At 67.2% G+C, this 15766-nt stretch carries 14 protein-coding genes and 1 riboswitch; of the genes, 3 read left to right on the top strand and 11 right to left on the bottom strand.

Annotation, left to right across the window (positions count from 1 at the left end):
• Positions 1-210: 210 nt before the first annotated feature.
• On the bottom strand, positions 211-1341 hold the full coding sequence (gene metX, locus QF036_RS08385) for a homoserine O-acetyltransferase MetX (RefSeq protein WP_307100900.1): 1131 nt from the start codon (positions 1339-1341) through the stop codon (positions 211-213).
• A gap of 12 nt (positions 1342-1353) precedes the next feature.
• A riboswitch (SAM riboswitch) is annotated at positions 1354-1469 on the bottom strand.
• Between the two features lie 218 nt (positions 1470-1687).
• Here metX and QF036_RS08380 point away from each other — a divergent pair.
• Complete coding sequence (locus QF036_RS08380; RefSeq protein WP_003802054.1) at positions 1688-2326, top strand: VOC family protein; 639 nt, start codon at positions 1688-1690, stop codon at positions 2324-2326.
• Between the two features lie 132 nt (positions 2327-2458).
• Here the strand turns inward: QF036_RS08380 and QF036_RS08375 are convergent, their stop codons facing one another.
• The gene (locus QF036_RS08375; RefSeq protein ID WP_307100898.1) at positions 2459-3238 is read right to left on the bottom strand and encodes a CPBP family intramembrane glutamic endopeptidase; all 780 of its coding nucleotides are present in this window, start codon (positions 3236-3238) and stop codon (positions 2459-2461) included.
• A gap of 119 nt (positions 3239-3357) precedes the next feature.
• Between QF036_RS08375 and QF036_RS08370 the strand changes: the two genes are divergently transcribed.
• Complete coding sequence (locus QF036_RS08370) at positions 3358-4038, top strand: histidine phosphatase family protein (protein WP_307100896.1); 681 nt, start codon at positions 3358-3360, stop codon at positions 4036-4038.
• Here QF036_RS08370 and QF036_RS08365 read toward each other — a convergent pair.
• From QF036_RS08365 to tdh, 5 genes are all read right to left on the bottom strand, one after another.
• A complete protein-coding gene (locus QF036_RS08365; protein WP_307100894.1) occupies positions 4035-4823 on the bottom strand; it encodes a DeoR/GlpR family DNA-binding transcription regulator in 789 nt (262 codons plus the stop codon). The genes QF036_RS08370 and QF036_RS08365 overlap by 4 nt on opposite strands.
• 111 nt (positions 4824-4934) lie before the next feature.
• A complete protein-coding gene (locus QF036_RS08360) occupies positions 4935-6146 on the bottom strand; it encodes an amidohydrolase family protein (protein ID WP_307100891.1) in 1212 nt (403 codons plus the stop codon).
• Between the two features lie 11 nt (positions 6147-6157).
• Positions 6158-7294: an NAD(P)/FAD-dependent oxidoreductase gene (locus QF036_RS08355; RefSeq protein ID WP_307100890.1), complete on the bottom strand. Its 1137-nt coding sequence runs from the start codon at positions 7292-7294 to the stop codon at positions 6158-6160.
• A gap of 28 nt (positions 7295-7322) precedes the next feature.
• A complete protein-coding gene (locus QF036_RS08350) occupies positions 7323-8519 on the bottom strand; it encodes a glycine C-acetyltransferase (RefSeq protein ID WP_307100888.1) in 1197 nt (398 codons plus the stop codon).
• An 89-nt stretch (positions 8520-8608) separates the two neighbouring features.
• Positions 8609-9655: an L-threonine 3-dehydrogenase gene (gene tdh, locus QF036_RS08345; protein WP_307100886.1), complete on the bottom strand. Its 1047-nt coding sequence runs from the start codon at positions 9653-9655 to the stop codon at positions 8609-8611.
• A gap of 133 nt (positions 9656-9788) precedes the next feature.
• Here tdh and QF036_RS08340 point away from each other — a divergent pair, with 133 nt between their 5' ends.
• Positions 9789-10697 (top strand): LysR family transcriptional regulator, encoded by a 909-nt coding sequence (locus QF036_RS08340; RefSeq protein WP_307100884.1) that lies wholly within the window; start codon positions 9789-9791, stop codon positions 10695-10697.
• A gap of 77 nt (positions 10698-10774) precedes the next feature.
• Here the strand turns inward: QF036_RS08340 and gatB are convergent, their stop codons facing one another.
• The 4 genes from gatB to QF036_RS08320 all read right to left on the bottom strand — a co-directional run bounded on the left by gatB (position 10775) and on the right by QF036_RS08320 (position 15751).
• On the bottom strand, positions 10775-12283 hold the full coding sequence (gene gatB, locus QF036_RS08335; RefSeq protein ID WP_307100882.1) for an Asp-tRNA(Asn)/Glu-tRNA(Gln) amidotransferase subunit GatB: 1509 nt from the start codon (positions 12281-12283) through the stop codon (positions 10775-10777).
• The gene (gene gatA / locus QF036_RS08330) at positions 12283-13845 is read right to left on the bottom strand and encodes an Asp-tRNA(Asn)/Glu-tRNA(Gln) amidotransferase subunit GatA (RefSeq protein WP_307100879.1); all 1563 of its coding nucleotides are present in this window, start codon (positions 13843-13845) and stop codon (positions 12283-12285) included. Before gatA ends, gatB begins: the two co-directional genes overlap by 1 nt.
• A gap of 3 nt (positions 13846-13848) precedes the next feature.
• A complete protein-coding gene (gene gatC / locus QF036_RS08325; RefSeq protein WP_003802035.1) occupies positions 13849-14145 on the bottom strand; it encodes an Asp-tRNA(Asn)/Glu-tRNA(Gln) amidotransferase subunit GatC in 297 nt (98 codons plus the stop codon).
• 127 nt (positions 14146-14272) lie between these two features.
• Positions 14273-15751, bottom strand: coding sequence for a CitMHS family transporter (locus tag QF036_RS08320; protein WP_307100877.1), 1479 nt, complete (start codon positions 15749-15751; stop codon positions 14273-14275).
• Between the last annotated feature and the right edge of the window lie 15 nt (positions 15752-15766).

The following is a 15766-nucleotide window of genomic DNA, read 5'->3' as shown; positions in this document are numbered from 1 at the left end:
AACTCCTTCGGCGTCTTCCTCGACGCCACGGGGACCAGACGATGGCGAACGGGTGTGATGCGCACCACGAACGCCGGATTCAACGAGTATGGTCTGCCGATGACGCGAGCTCAACGCCAAATAGTGCAGGGCACATCTGCATAAATGCACATCTGCGGCATCGGCATTGCCACGATGCGGTCGGCCCCGGCCGCACGGGCCGGCCTTGAATCAGTTGAGGAGGTGTGCCCTGAGCTGGGCGTTAAGCTGGCCGATCTCCGTGAGGAACCCGTCGTGGCCGATGGGCGAATCGATCATGTGGACGTCCACGTTCCCGGGCAGGGCCTCGGCGAGTTCCAGCGTCTGGGCGGGAAAGTACAGCCGGTCCGTCTCCACGGCGGCAACGAAGAAGTCTGCGGAGGCCCGCGCCAGGGCTTCCTTGAGTGTCCCTCTCCCCCGGGTGACGTCATGGCTCATGAGTGCTTCCGTCAGGGCGATGTAGCTGTTGGCGTCGAAGCGCCGGACCAGCTTGTTGCCTTGGTGGTCGAGGTAGCTCTCCACCTGGTATCGGCCGCGGCCCGCCAAGGCGTCGGCCTGCAGCGGCTCTTCGGCGGCTTGGGCGTTCCTGCCGAACCGGAAATCGAGTTCGTAGGCAGACCGGTAGGTGATGTGTGCAATCCGCCGTGCGAGCGCCAGGCCCTCCACGGGTTCCGGCCCGCCGTAGTAGTCGCCGCCGTTGAAATGGCGGTCCTGCCGGATGGCAAGAGTCTGCGCCTGGGCGAAGGCGATCTGTTCAGCCGTGCTCCTGGCACCGACGGAGATGACACCACAGCGGCGCACCCGCTCCGGGAAAGTCACTGCCCATTCGAGGGCGCGGGCCCCACCCATGGATCCGCCCACCACGGCGTGCCAGCTGCTGATGCCGAGCCGGTCGGCGAGCCTCGCCTCGGCGATGGTGGAGTCCCTGAGCGTCACCAGCGGAAAGCGCGAACCCCAGGGTTTGCCGTCCGGAGCGGTCGACGACGGTCCAGTGGACCCGTAACAGCCGCCCAGGATGTTGATGGAGATGACAAAGAACCTGTCAGTGTCCGCCGGCGCACCGGGTCCGGCGAGCTGCTCCCACCAGCCCTCCTCGTCACCGGCACCCCGCGTCACGTGCGTGCTGCCGGTGAGGGCATGCTGAACGAGGATGGCGTTGGAGCCGTCCTCGTTGAGCGTTCCCCAGGATTCGTAGGCCAGTGTGACGTCCGGCAGGAAGCCTCCGGCCTCGAGTTCCAGGCTGCCAATGTTGACGTACCGGACTGTGCCATCCTGCGCTGCCTCGGCGGCCGGATAGTTGGTGCTGCTGACAGAAATCGTCATAGGTAAACCTCTTCTACGCGCTTGCCCGCCGGCAGCTGTCCGGCAGGCCAGGTCTTCACCCGGGGCACCCCACCGCGGAAGGAGGGTTGCCGGCCAGCAAGCCGGGGCTGTCGCTGGCACTCATGACCTGTTGCCCAGTTTACGAAACAGGCGTACATCTGCGCGAAGAATGTGACGATTGTGTGACTCCCGGGCTCTCTCTAGCTGGCACTCATGACCTGCGATCGACGCAGGTACGGCTCTATTACGCGCACAGCTTTGTGACGAACTTCGACAAAGTATGGACTTTTCTCAGGTTAGGCGACCCTAAGCTGAGAGCCCCGTCACAAAGTGCCAAGATGAGGGCATGCGCATGGATCACGTCTCTTACGCCTGTGAACACGATGGCCTCGCGGCCACCACCGAACGTATCTCCTCTGCCCTCGGCGTCGAAGCCGTAAAGGGCGGAGTGCACCCCCGGTTTGGAACCCGGAATATGATCATCCCCCTGGCAGGCCACAAGTATCTCGAGGTTGTTGAGGTCCTGGACCACCCGGCGTCGGACAAGGCACCGTTCGGCCAGGCCGTCCGGGCACGGTCCGCAGCGGGCGGCGGCTGGATGGGCTGGTGCGTCGAAGTTGACGACCTTGCCCCCTTCGAGGAGCGCTTGGGCCGCTCCGCCGTCAATGGCAACCGCAAGTTCCCCGACGGCCGGGAGCTGGTCTGGAAGCAGATTGGCATCCTGGGCCTGATCGCTGACCCGCAGGTTCCGTACATGCTGAAGTGGGAGGGCGATCCGGGACTGCACCCGTCCAACGCCTATGACAGCAATGTGAAGATGTCCAGCCTCACGATTGCGGGCTCTGCCGAGCGCGTGACCGAGTGGCTCGGCGAGCCCGTCGAACGGCCGCTTGAGGATGTCGCAGTGAACTGGGTGGCCCCGCACGGCACTCCCGGAATCCTCTCCGTCACCTTCGAAACCGCGGCAGGCGCCGTCACCATCTGACGCACTTTCTGCCCTTCACTTCGGCCGCCATCAGCGGGTGCCAACGACGTCACCCGCCGATGGCGGCCGAATCATTTTTAACGGATTTTCCCAGCCCAGGACCGCCAGCCCGGAACCGCCAGCCCAGGACAACTAGCCCAGCCCGGCCGCTTTGCCGAACAGACTGAACCCGACGAACGCGACAATGTCCAGCAGCGCGTGCGCGATGACGAGCGGCATCACCCGGCGGGTTTTGGTGTAGACCCAGGCGAAGACCACGCCCATGACCGCGTTTCCGATGAAGGGCCCGAACCCCTGGTACAGGTGGTAGCTGCCGCGAAGCATCGAGGAGACAAAGATCGCCAGGGGCATGGACCAGCCGAACTTGGAGAACCGGTCCAGGAGATAGCCCACCACAATGACTTCCTCTACGATTGCGTGGCGCATGGCGGACAGGATCAGCACGGGCACGGTCCACCAGTAAGCGTCCAGACCGCTGGGGATGATTGCCGTCGTAATGCCCAGGGCACGTCCGGCGGCGTATAGGCCCAGCGACGGGATGCCGATCAGGGCGGCCAGCCCGAGCCCCTGCAGCAGGTCCCTTCCGGGCCGGGCAAGGTTGAATCCCAGCTTCCGGAACGCGGAGCCGGCGTCGTGCCCGGACCCGGACTTCGCCTGGCGCTGGTCTGTCATGAAGTAGATCACCAGCAGGACCGGCACCAGGGCGAAGATGATGTCCAGCAGCTGGTAGGTCAGGTCGAAGTACTCCCGGGTGCTTTGTGACCTGTTCAGCGTGGACGTCCCCTGCGCCAGCGGTGCCCGGGTCATCTTGTCCAGCAGCTGCACCACGGAATAGACGGCGGACTGCCCCAGCGACAACCCCAGGACAATCCAGACTTCGAACCGCAGCCGACGGCGGGAGGGAACCAACATGTTCCTATCTTGCCTGTACCTGCTGGTACTTTCCTGTCAGCCTGCCGACTCCTGCCGTTCGCTTCCTGCTGGCCAGTCGGTTCCTGTCCGGCTGCGGGCTGACCCTATGCTGGGAAACTATGAGCGCTCCCGGGAAAATCATCATGATCCGGCACGGCCAGTCGGCGGCCAACGCGGACACCTCCATCTACAACAGGGTGCCCGACTACCGGATTCCGCTGACGGAGCTCGGGCTGGAGCAGGCGAAGGCCGCCGGGGAGCGCATCCGCCGGGAGCTGGACGGACGGCAGGTGAGCGTCTACGTGTCTCCGTACCTGCGCGCCTACCAGACCCTCGAGGCGCTGAACCTTGGCGCCCTGACGGAGCGGGTGATCGAGGAGCCGCGGCTGCGCGAGCAGGACTGGGCCAACTTCCAGATTTCCGGCGACATCGAGGACCAGAAGGAACTCCGCAACGCCTACGGCCACTTCTTCTACCGTTTCCGGGAGGGCGAGTCAGGCTCCGACGTTTACGACCGGATCTCGTCCTTCATGGAAACCCTGTACCGGCACTGGTCCAAGCCGGACTACTCCCCCAACGCCCTGCTGGTCACGCACGGGCTGACCATGCGCCTGTTCTGCATGCGCTGGTTCCACTGGTCGGTGGAGTATTTCGAGTCGCTGAACAACCCCGAAAACGCCGAAGTCCGCATGCTGGTGCGCAACAGCCTGGGCAAGTACGAACTCGACACGCCCTTTACCCAGTGGGTGGACCGGAGGGTGGACGCAACGGTGCTGGACGCCCCGCCGGTGATCTTCTAGGCGCCGGCAACGATCACTTCGGTGCCGCGGGCCTCGAACGCGGCCTTGTCCGCCGCAGAAATGCCGGCGTCGGTGATGAGCCGGGTGAAGTCGTAGCCGTCCATCGTGGCGAACGCCCGGCGGCCCACCTTCGAGGAATCTGCGATCACGTAGGAGACGCTGGCACGGCTGGCCAGCAGCGCATTGACCGTTGCCTCTGCCTCGCCGGTGTTGGTGGGCCCCACCTCGGCGTCGACACCGTTGACGCCGATGAAGGCGATGTCCAGCACCACCTTCTGCATGATGATGTCCGTGTACGGGCCCACGAGCTCATAGGACCGCGTGTTGAGGATGCCGCCTGTCACCATCACCTTGATGTTGGGCCGGACGGCAAGCTGCGAGGCGATGTTGATCGCGTTGGTGACCACCGTGAGGGTGGGCTGGTTCGACGGCGAGTTGAGGTCTTCGCGGGTGGCCAGGATCTGCGCCAGGGCGGTGCTCGTGGTGCCGCCGCAGAGCCCGATCACCATGCCCGGGGCAATGAGGGCCGAGGCAGCCAGGGCAATCTCCTGCTTGGCCACGGCGTGGTCGTCCCGGTTGTACCTGCCGGGAAGGTCGTAGGCCAGGGCGCCGGTGGTGGCGCCGCCGCGGGTCCGCGTCAGCAGCCGCCGCTTGGCCAGGCTGTCCAGGTCGCGCCGGGCGGTTGCCGGTGACACGCCGAGCCGGGTGACGATCTCCTCGACTTCCACCTGGCCGGTCTCGGCAAGGAGATCAAGGATGGCCGTCAGTCGGTCGGTGCGGGTCATGCAGGGCCTTTCAGGATCCAAAAGCGTCACGAAAAATGACGCTTTGTGATTGTACCAGACCCGTAATGATCATGTTCCGTCACGAACGTCGGGTGATGGCCCCGCCTGACACTACCGTGCGCGCACCCCTGCGCGCCAAACCGCGTGGGTGAGCGGCATGCCAGGCCGGTAGGCGAGGTGGGTGGCGGACGGGGCGTTGAGAACGTGCAGGTCCGCCCGGTGCCCGACGGCGATGGAGCCCACCGCGCGTTCGCCGTCGACGTCGTTACCGGACTCGCGCTGCAGCGCCAGGGCGCCGCCGTACGTCGCCGCCCGGACGGCCTCGTGGACACTCAGGCCCATTTGGAGGACAGCGGTGGTGACGCAGAACGCCATGGAACTCGTGTAGGACGTGCCGGGGTTGCAGTTGGACGCGAGCGCCAGGGGCACGCCGGCGTCCAGCAGCTGCCGGCCGGGGGCCAGCGGCTGGCGGGTGGAAAGGTCGCAGGCCGGCAGGCAGGTGGCCACCGTTCCGCGCCGGCCCGTTCCTGCGGCGGCATCCCAGCCGGTCCAGCCCGCGGCGAGGCTCGCGATGTCCTGCTCCGAGAGGTAGTTCACGTGGTCCACGCTCGCTGCGCCGAACTCCACGGCGAGGCGGACTCCGGCGCCGTGACCCAGCTGGTTGCCGTGCACCCGCAGCCCCAGCCCGGCGTCGCGGCAGGCCTGCAGCACGGCGCGGGACTGCTCCTCCGAGAAGGCGCCCCGTTCGCAGAACACGTCGGCCCACCGGGCGTAGGGGCGGACCGCGTCCAGCATCGGGCCGCAGACGAGTTTGGCGTACTCCTCCGCGTCCATCCCGGCCGGCACCAGATGGGCGCCCAGGTAGGTGACCTCGTCCGCCACGGTCGAGGCGATCCGGGCACTCCTGGCCTCCTGCTCGACGTCGAGGCCGTACCCCGTTTTCGTTTCCAGATACGTCGTACCTTGCGATACCGCTTCGGCGACGCGCCCCTGCGCCAGCCGCGTGAGGTCGTAGTCGCCGGTGGTGCGGGTGGCTTCGGTGGTGACGGCGATGCCTCCGGCGCTGTACTCCTCCCCCGCCATCCGCGCCTCGAATTCGGCCGTCCGGTCGCCGGCGAAAATCAGGTGCGTGTGGGAGTCCACCCAGCCGGGCAGCACGGCCCGGCGGCCGGCATCCACGGCCTCGTCGGCCGCCGGGGCGTCGGATGCCGGGCCAATCCACGAGATCCGTTCCCCCTCGATCACCACTGCCGCGTCCTTGAGGACACGGTGTTCCGCGTCCTGGGTCATCAGTTCGGCAATGTTCGTGATCAGGGTGCTCATGGATCCATTCTTCAGCGCCGGATGGACCAGCGCGTCGCAGCCAGGGCATCCGCCGTCCGGGATACCGGACCGGCGCCGGCTTCCTGCCCGGCGCTGGCGGCCCGCGCGGCACCGGCATCCGGACCGGCAAGGATCTGGGCCGCGGCCAGTTCCGCGATACCGGACGACGTCTGGAACCCGTAGCCGCCCTGGCCGGCGAGCCAGAAGAACCCGCGGGCCTCGGCATCGAACCCCACGACCGGGACGCCGTCGGCCGCCTCGGTGCGCAGGCCGGTCCAGGCCGTCCGGACGGGTCCGATCCCCAGCGTCGTCAGCGTATTGAGCCGGGCGATGAGCCGCTCCACGTCCCCGGGACGGGGACGTGCGTCCTCCGCGGGGCTGGCCACATGCTCCGACGGGGAGATCAGTACGTCGCCGCCTTCCCTGCGGAAGTAGAAGGAGTCGTCGGCGGCAGCCACCATGGGGCTGCCCTCCGGCAGCGGATGGTCGACGCCGACAATCGCCGCCGTCCGCCGGTACGGCTGCAGGCCGATCTTCTCGACGCCGCTCAGCACCGCCAGTTCGTCCGCCCAGGCGCCGGCGGCGTTGACCAGGACGCCGGCGGAGAAGCCTTCCTGACCGGCCCCGATCTCCCAGCCCGATCCGAGCCGCTGGGCGGAGTGCACGCGGGCACCGGTGATGATGTCCACGCCGGCAGCTTCGGCCCGCGCCCGGTGCCTTTCCAGCAGCACAGGGGCGTCGCACGCGAAGGACCCGGTGTCCAGGCCGGCGGCGGAGAAGGACTCGGGTTTCAGGGCCGGGCACAACCCGAGCGCTTCCCCATGGCTGATCAGGCGCATCTCGCCGCTGGCCTCGGCCCGCACCGTCTCTTCGTCCCCGATGAGCAGGAAGCTTCGCGGCGTCAGCACGGGCTGGGGCCGTCCGGTGTCGTCCGCCGCAATCAGCTCGAGGGTGCGGACGGTGAGGTCCTGGACCACCGGCGGACCGTAGCTGGGGATGAGCTGCCGGGCCGAGCGTGAGGACGTGTGGTACGCCAGCTGCTGCTCCGCCTCCACAAGCGCAACAGTGCATTTGCCGGCCAGCGCGGAGGCCAGCGACAGACCGGCAATCCCGCCGCCCACAATGACCACGTCATAGGTTGATGCCATGGGCTCAATCTTTACAGATGGCCGGAACCTACGCGGTCACCGCGTCGCGGCTCTTGACGAACGCCTGCACGCAGGTTTCGACGTCGTCGGCGCTGTGCGCGGCGGACAGCTGGACGCGGATGCGGGCGGCGCCGCGCGGCACCACGGGGAAGCTGAAGGCTGTGACGTACACCCCGTGCTGGAGCATCTGGTCGGCCACCTTTGCTGCCAGCACGGCGTCGCCGAACATGACCGGCACAATGGCGTGCTCGCCGTCGAGCAGTTCGAAGCCTTCCTCCGTCATCCGGCGACGGAACAGTTCAGCGTTCCGGAACAGGCTGGCCCGGAGCTCACCGGAGGTCTGCACGAGCTCCAGTGCTTTGATGGTGGCCGCCACGATGGCCGGCGCCAGGGAGTTGGAGAAGAGGTAGGGGCGGGCCTTCTGCCGGAGCATCGCCACCACTTCGCTGCGGCCGGACACGTAGCCGCCCGAGGCGCCGCCCAGCGCCTTGCCGAAGGTGCCGGTGAAGATGTCCACCCGGTCGGAGACGCCTGCGTGCTCGGGGGTCCCGGCCCCGGTGGCGCCCATGAACCCGACGGCGTGGGAGTCGTCCACCATCACCAGGGCGTCGTGCTTCTCGGCGAGGTCGCAAATGGCCTCCAGCGGCGCCAGGTAGCCGTCCATGGAGAAGACGCCGTCGGTGACGATGATCTTCCGCCGCGCATCCTTGGCCTCCACCAGCTTCGCCTCCAGGTCAGCCATGTCCTGGTTGGCATACCGGAACCGCTGCGCCTTGCAGAGCCGGATCCCGTCGATGATCGAGGCGTGGTTCAGGGCGTCGGAGATGATGGCGTCCTCCGGGCCGAAGAGCGATTCGAAAACGCCGCCGTTGGCGTCGAAGCAGCTGGAGAACAGGATGGTGTCCTCCGTGCCCAGGAACTTTGAGACCTTCGCTTCGAGTTCGAGGTGGAGGTCCTGGGTGCCGCAGATGAACCGGACACTGGCCATGCCGAAACCGCGTTCGTCCATGGCGGACTTGGCCGCCGCGATGATGTCCGGGTGGTCGGCCAGGCCGAGGTAGTTGTTGGCGCAGAAGTTCAGGACGGGCGAGCCGGCCTCACCGATCTGCCCGGCCGTGATGTGGCTGGCCTGGGCGGAGTCGATGTGGCGTTCGGTCTTGTAGAGGCCTGCGGTGCGGATGTCGTCGAGCTCGGCGCGGAGCTGGTTCTTGATGGCTGAGTACATGGCGGGTTCTCCTCGGCTGGGAAACAGTTAAAGACTAGGGGTGGGAGGTGGCGGGGTCAGGCCCGGTGCGGTCAGGTACCGGGCGCCACTCAGATTTCCGACCAGTCGAGCACGACCTTGCCGCCGATGCCGGCCTTCGCGATTTCGAAGCCCTTCTCCCACTCGGTGGCCGGCAGCACGTCCGTGACCACGGCGGAGATGCTGGCGTGCAGCGCAGGATTGGAGGACAGCATGGCACTCATGGCATACCAGGTCTCGTACATCTCGCGGCCGTAGATGCCCTTCAGGGTGAGCATGTGCGTGACCACCTTGCCCCAGTCGATGTTGATGGACTGGCTGGGCAGGCCGAGCATGGCGATGCGTCCGCCGTGGTTCATGTTGTCGATCATCTCCGGCAGCGCCGTGGGGTGGCCGGACATTTCCAGTCCGATGTCGAAGCCCTCGCGCATGCCCAGCTCCCGCTGGGCTTCCCGGACCCGCGTCTTGGAGACGTCGATGGCGAGGTCCACGCCGAGCTGCCGGGCAAGCTCGAGCCGCGGGGCAGAGACGTCGGTGATGGCGATCTTGCGGGCGCCGGCGTGGCGGGCCACGGCGATGGCCATCAGGCCGATCGGCCCGGCGCCGGTGATCAGGACATCCTCGCCCACCAGCGGGAAACTTAGCGCAGTGTGCACGGCGTTTCCGAAGGGGTCAAAGATGGCGCCGAGCTCGGGCGTTACGGACGGGTCCTGGTGCACCCAGACGTTCGTCTCGGGGATGACGACGTATTCGGCGAATGCCCCGTCCCGCTGCACGCCCACGCTGACCGTGTGGATGCACATCTGCCGGCGGCCGGCGCGGCAGTTGCGGCAGATCCCGCAAACGATGTGGCCTTCGCCGGACACGCGGTCCCCGACTTTGACGTAGCGCACGTCCTCGCCGGTGGCCACCACCTCGCCGTAGAACTCGTGACCGGCGATCAGGGGCGCCTCGATGATGCCCTGCGCCCAGGCGTCCCAGGACTGGATGTGCAGGTCAGTCCCGCAGATGCCGGTGGTCAGCACGCGGATCTTGACCTCGCCTGGTCCCGCCTCGGGTTCCGGGCGGTCGGTTAGTTCAAACCCGGCGTGTGCGCCGGCCTTGTAGAGGGCCTTCATTGGCTTCCTTACGTTCGGCATGCGGTGGCATGCGGGGAAATCTCCCTTCATTAGAGCCACCTTCGACCCGTTAGCACAAGGGGAATTTTCTCAATCGACGATTAAGGAATTGCTAAGGAATAGGATGGGGCGCATGGAGATCCACCAGCTCGAAATGCTGCGGGAGCTTGGCGCGCTGGGAAGCGTCAAGGCCGTGGCCGATACCCTGCTCGTCACCCCCTCCGCCGTGTCCCAGCAGCTCGCCCAGCTGCAAAAAAGCGTCGAGGTGCCGCTGACCCGCAAGGAGGGCCGGAACCTGGTCCTCACGGAGGCCGGCCAGGTGCTCGCGGACGCGGGCGCCGCCGTCGTCAGCGCCATGGCCGACGCTCGGATGGCGATCGGTGCGTACCACAGCTCAACGGTGGCCCCGGTGACAGTGTGCGGATTCCACAGTGCCGGGCAGGCGCTGTTCGCGCCGCTGGCGCGGCTTCTGGACGGCCCGGACAAGCCGAAGGTGCTGCTCTCCGACGAGGACGTGGCCCAGCAGGATTTCCCCGCGCTGACGGCGAGGTACGACCTCGTGCTGGCGCACCGGATGGACCACAGCCCCAAGTGGCCGGAGGAAAGGGTGGCGGTGATACCGCTGGCCCATGAGCCGCTGGACGTGGCGCTGCCGGCCGGCCACCGGCTGGCGGGCCAGGCGGCGCTGACAGCGTCCGACGTCGTCGGCGAGCCCTGGGTGACCAGCCGCGCCGGCTACTCCCCCGCGGACGTGCTGTCCGCCGTCGCCGCGGTCTCCAGCCGGGAACTGAACATCGTGCACCGGATCAATGACTACTCCACGGTGGCGGCGCTGGTGGCCTCCGGAAGCGTGATCGGCCTGCTGCCGCGGCACACCGCGCGGCCGGTGCTGAACCCGGACATCGTGCTGCGGCCGCTGCACGGGATCAGCACCCGGCGCCGGATCGATATCCTGGCGCGCCCGGAGAACCTCAAGCGCGCCTCGGTCCGGGTGGTGTGCGAGGCGCTGCAGGACATCATGGCCCGGCTCAGCCACGGTTAAACCCAACTGGGTCGCAGCACAGGGCGTTCTGAGCGCTCAGAACCCCCACAACTGCGACCCAGTTGGGTGACAAACCGCTAAACGGTGACGCCGAGCTTCTCCAGGATCAGCTCGCGCACGCGGCCGGCGTCGGCCTGCCCGCGGGTGGCCTTCATGACGCCGCCGACGATGGCGCCGATGGCCTGCACCTTGCCGCCCCGGATCTTGTCGGCCACGTCCGGCTGCGCCGCCAGGGCTGCGTCGATGGCTTCCAGGAGCGGGCCGTCGTCCGAGACCACGGCCAGGCCGCGCTTCTCGACGACCTCGGCCGGGGTGCCTTCGCCGGCGAGCACGCCGTCCAGCACCGCGGACGCCATCTTGTTGTTGATCTTGCCCGCTTCCACCATGCGGCTCAGTTCGACGATGGTGGCCGGTTCGATGCCCAGTTGGCCGGGGTCGACGTCGGCGTTCTTGGCGCGGCCAACGATCTCGCCCATCCACCACTTACGGGCCACGGATGCCGTGGCCCCGGCGGCGATGGTTTCCTCGATCTCGTCCAGCACGCCGGCGTTGACGACGTCGCGGAACTCCAGGTCCGAGTAGCCCCAGTCCTGCTTCAGCCGCTTGCGGCGCTCGGCCGGCGGCTCGGGGAGCGTCGCGCGGAGCTCCTCCACCCACTCCCGGGAGGGAACCACGGGGACCAGGTCCGGCTCCGGGAAGTAGCGGTAGTCGTCGGCGTCGGACTTGGCCCGGCCCGACGTCGTCGTGCGCGTGTCCTCGTGCCAGTGGCGGGTTTCCTGGATCACCGGCTCACCGGAGTCCAGGACGGCGGCGTGGCGCTGGATCTCGTAGCGGACGGCGTGTTCGACGGCGCGCAGTGAGTTCACGTTCTTCGTCTCCGAGCGGATGCCGAAGCGTTCGCGGCCGTGCGGGCGCAGCGAAACGTTGGCGTCGCAGCGGACGTTGCCGCGCTCCATCTTGGCGTCCGAGACGCCGAGGTTCTTGACGATTTCACGCACGGCCGCGACGTAGGCCTTGGCGAGCTCGGGGGCGCGGGAACCGGCACCCTCGATCGGCTTGGTGACGATCTCCACGAGCGGAACGCCGGCGCGGTTGTAGTCCACGAGCGAGTATTCCGCGCCCTGGATGCGTCCGGCCGAGCCGCCGAGGTGGGTGAGCTTGCCGGCGTCCTCCTCCATGTGCGCGCGCTCGATCTCGACCCGGAACACGGTGCCGTCCTCGAGTTCGATGTCCAGGTAGCCGTCATATGCGATCGGCTCGTCGTACTGCGACGTCTGGAAGTTCTTCGGGGTGTCCGGGTAGAAGTAGTTCTTCCGGGCGAAGCGGCAGGATTCGGCGATCTTGCAGTTCAGCGCTAGGCCGATCTTGATGGAGGACTCCACCGCGGTCTTGTTCACCACCGGCAGGACGCCGGGCATGCCCAGGTCCACCTCGTTGACGTTGGTGTTGGGCTCGTCGCCGAACACGTTGGGCGCGGAGGAGAACATCTTGGTCTTGGTGTTGAGTTCAACGTGGACCTCGAACCCCAGGACGGGGTCGTACTTCTCCATAGCTTCTTCGAAGCTCAGAATCGCGTCAGCGCTCATTATTTTGCCTCCTGGGTTCCGACAAGCTCAACCAACGCCGGGGCCTTGTCCAGCAGCGGACCGCCCCACTTCGCTTCCAACAGGGATTCCAGGACAGCGCCCACCCGGTAGAGGCGGGCGTCCTCGCGGGCCGGCGCCAGCAGCTGGATGCCGACAGGCAGTCCGTCCTCGTCAGCCAGGCCGCCGGGCAGCGACAGCCCGGGGACGCCGGCCATGTTGGCCGGGATGGTGGCGACGTCATTGAGGTACATCGCCAGCGGGTCATCGAGCTTCTCGCCCAGCTTGAACGCTGTGGTGGGCGCCGTGGGGGAAATCAGGACGTCGGCCTTGGCGAAGGCAGCCTCGAAGTCACGCTGGATGAGCGTGCGGACCTTCTGCGCGGAGCCATAGTAGGCGTCGTAGTAGCCGGCGGACAGCGCGTACGTGCCCAGGATGATGCGGCGCTTGACCTCATCACCGAACCCTGCGGCGCGGGTGGCGCCCATGACGCGCTCGATGGTCATCGGCGGATCCTCGGGGAGCACACGCAGCCCGTAGCGGACGCCGTCGAACTTGGCCAGGTTGGAGGAGGCCTCGGACGGCATGATCAGGTAGTAGGCACCCAGCGCGTACTGGAAGTTGGGGCAGGACACCTCAACGATCTCCGCACCCGCCTCCTTGAGCAGCTCAAGGGCTTCGTTGAAGCGGTTTTCGACGCCGGCCTGGTAGCCCTCGCCGTGGAGCTCCTTGATGATGCCGATCTTCATGCCATCCACGTTGCCTAGGCGCGCAGCGGCCACAAGGTCGCCCAGCGGGTCCGGCAGGGAGGTGGAGTCGTGGGGGTCGTGGCCGCCGATGACCTGCTGCAGCAGCGCCGAGTCCAGGACCGTGCGCGAAACGGGCCCAATCTGGTCCAGCGAGGACGCCATGGCGATCGCACCGTAGCGGGAGACGCCGCCGTAGGTGGGCTTGACGCCCACGGTGCCGGTGACGGCGCCGGGCTGGCGGATGGATCCGCCGGTGTCCGTGCCCAAGGCCAGCGGAGCTTCAAAGGCGGCGACGGCGGCTGCGGACCCGCCGCCGGAACCGCCGGGGATGCGGTCCAGGTCCCACGGGTTGCGGGTGGGGCCGAAGGCCGAGTGCTCCGTGGAGGAGCCCATGGCGAACTCGTCCAGGTTGGTCTTGCCCAGGATCGGCATCTTGGCGGCCCGCAGCTTCTTGACGACGGTGGCGTCGTACGGGCTGTGCCAACCTTCGAGGATCCTGGAACCGGCCGTGGTGGGCTGGCCGATGGTAACGATGAGGTCCTTGACGGCGATCGGAACGCCGGCGAGCTCGTGCAGTTCCTCGGCGGCCTGCCCCCCGGCTGCGCGGATGGCATCCACCTCGGCCGCGACGGCGAGCGCCTCCTCGGTGTTGACGTGGAGGAACGCGTTGACGCCGCGCTCTCCCCCGTCGACGGCGGCGATGCGGTCCAGGTGCGCCTGGGTGACCTCGACGGCGGTGACCTCACCGGCGGCGAGCTTCGCGGCCAGCTGGGCTGCGGAAAGACGGATGAGTTCCGTGCTGTTGGTTTCAGTCATGTTCTAGTCCTCATCCAGGATTGCCGGAACCTTGAAGCGGTCTGCGTCCGAGTCCGGAGCGCCGGAGAGTGCCTGCTCGGCGGTGAACGTGTGGCCCACTTCGTCCTCGCGGAACACGTTGCTCAGCGGAATCGGGTGCGAAGTGGCCGGAACGCCGTCACCTGCGGCCTCGCTCACGGATTTCACCGCGTCTACGATGACGGCAAGTTCGCCGGCCATCCTGTCCAGCTCTTCAGCACTCATCTCAATGTGCGCGAGCCGCGCTAGGTGCGCGACGTCGTCACGGTTGATCGCAGCCATGGATCTCCCCTGCAATGTAGTTGGTTTCCCCTTAGTCTACGTGGCAAACGACAGTGCCCGCCTGGCACCCTGTAGCGGGTGCCAGGCGGGCACTGTCGGCCGCGGCAGGGCCGCGGCAACTGACGGATCAGTGGATGCCGATTGCTCCGGTCAGGATCCCTACTCCGAGCATGACGAGGGCGACGACTGCGCTCCGCCAGAGGACCTTCTTGTGGTGGTCGCCCAGGTCTACCTTGGCCAGCGAGACCAGGAGCAGGATCGCGGGAACCAGCGGGCTCTGCATGTGGAACGGCTGGCCGGTGATGGAGGCACGGGCCATCTCGGCTGCGCTGATGCCGTAGTGGGCGGCGGTCTCGCTCAGGACGGGCAGCACGCCGAAGTAGAAGGCGTCGTTGCTCATGAAGAACGTCATGGGGATGCTGAGGACGCCGGTGATGACTGCCATGAACGGGCCCATGTTGGACGGGATGATCTGGACCAGCCAGGCGGACATCGCTTCGACCATGCCGGTGCCGGTCAGGACACCGGTGAGGACTGCAGCTGCCATGACCATGCTGACGACGGCGACGATCGACGGTGCGTGGGCCACGAGCTGCGCGCCCTGGTCCTTGACGTGCGGGAAGTTCACCAGCAGGGCGATGGCTGAGCCCACCATGAAGACGTACGGCAGGGGCACGAGGTCGGCGATGAGCATGCCCATGACGGCGACGGTGAGGGCCAGGTTGAACCACTGCAGCTTGGGGCGCAGGGTCTTGCGGTTGGGGTCCAGTGCGGTGTCCGCCATGGCGGTGTCGCTGTCGTCGACCAGGATCTCGGTCCGTTCCAGGACGGCGACGGATGAACCTTCAGGGGAACCGCCGACGGCGGGGCCTCCCGTTGCGGGGACAGGTGCAGACCCACGACCGGAACCGCCCGAACCACCGCGGCCGGCGGGGGCACCGCCGTCGAACGCTTCAGCCGTCTCCGGCGTTCCCCACATCTCGGGCTGTGTGGCACGGAGGCGGTTGCGTTCCTGCAGGCCGAGGACCCAGGCGAAGACCAGGACGACGGCGAGACCGGCGATCAGCGACGGGATCATGGGGACGAAGACCTCGTTGACGTCGATCTTCAGGGCGCTGGCGGCGCGGGCCGTGGGGCCGCCCCAAGGAACGATGTTCATGGTGCCGTTGGCCAGGCCGGCCACGCAGGTGAGGACCACGGGGCTCATCTTCAGCCGGAGGTAGATCGGCAGCATGGCGGCGGTGGTGAGGATGAAGGTGGTGGAGCCGTCGCCATCGAGGGACACGGCAGCGGCCAGCAGCGCGGTGCCCAGGACCACCTTGGCGGGATCATTGCCGAGCTTGCGCAGAATGAACCGGACCAGCGGATCGAACAGCCCGACGTCGATCATCAGGCCGAAGTAGATGATGGCGAACATCAGCAGCGCCGCGGTGGAGGTCATGGACTTCATTGAGTCCATGACCATGTCGCCGATGCCGAGGCCGGCACCTGCGAAAAGACCGAAAACGGTGGGGACGATGATCAGCGCCAGCACTGGCGTCAACTTCTTCGTCATGATCAGCACCATGAAAACCGCGATCATGGCGAATCCAAGTAATACCAGCACAGCCGGCTCCTTCTA

The organism is Arthrobacter globiformis (genome assembly GCF_030817195.1).
GTDB lineage: Bacteria > Actinomycetota > Actinomycetes > Actinomycetales > Micrococcaceae > Arthrobacter > Arthrobacter globiformis_D.
The sequence above is the reverse complement of the archived record's forward strand: the minus strand, read 5'-3'. Positions and strand labels throughout refer to the sequence as shown.

What these genes read in the sequence shown, in the direction of transcription:
- metX (WP_307100900.1), bottom strand. Translation starts at nt 1,341, where the DNA reads ATGACGATTTCTGTCAGCAGCACCAACTATCCGGCCGCCGAGGCAGCG.
- QF036_RS08380 (WP_003802054.1), top strand. Translation starts at nt 1,688, where the DNA reads ATGCGCATGGATCACGTCTCTTACGCCTGTGAACACGATGGCCTCGCG.
- QF036_RS08375 (WP_307100898.1), bottom strand. Translation starts at nt 3,238, where the DNA reads ATGTTGGTTCCCTCCCGCCGTCGGCTGCGGTTCGAAGTCTGGATTGTC.
- QF036_RS08370 (WP_307100896.1), top strand. Translation starts at nt 3,358, where the DNA reads ATGAGCGCTCCCGGGAAAATCATCATGATCCGGCACGGCCAGTCGGCG.
- QF036_RS08365 (WP_307100894.1), bottom strand. Translation starts at nt 4,823, where the DNA reads ATGACCCGCACCGACCGACTGACGGCCATCCTTGATCTCCTTGCCGAG.
- QF036_RS08360 (WP_307100891.1), bottom strand. Translation starts at nt 6,146, where the DNA reads ATGAGCACCCTGATCACGAACATTGCCGAACTGATGACCCAGGACGCG.
- QF036_RS08355 (WP_307100890.1), bottom strand. Translation starts at nt 7,294, where the DNA reads ATGGCATCAACCTATGACGTGGTCATTGTGGGCGGCGGGATTGCCGGT.
- QF036_RS08350 (WP_307100888.1), bottom strand. Translation starts at nt 8,519, where the DNA reads ATGTACTCAGCCATCAAGAACCAGCTCCGCGCCGAGCTCGACGACATC.
- tdh (WP_307100886.1), bottom strand. Translation starts at nt 9,655, where the DNA reads ATGAAGGCCCTCTACAAGGCCGGCGCACACGCCGGGTTTGAACTAACC.
- QF036_RS08340 (WP_307100884.1), top strand. Translation starts at nt 9,789, where the DNA reads ATGGAGATCCACCAGCTCGAAATGCTGCGGGAGCTTGGCGCGCTGGGA.
- gatB (WP_307100882.1), bottom strand. Translation starts at nt 12,283, where the DNA reads ATGAGCGCTGACGCGATTCTGAGCTTCGAAGAAGCTATGGAGAAGTAC.
- gatA (WP_307100879.1), bottom strand. Translation starts at nt 13,845, where the DNA reads ATGACTGAAACCAACAGCACGGAACTCATCCGTCTTTCCGCAGCCCAG.
- gatC (WP_003802035.1), bottom strand. Translation starts at nt 14,145, where the DNA reads ATGGCTGCGATCAACCGTGACGACGTCGCGCACCTAGCGCGGCTCGCG.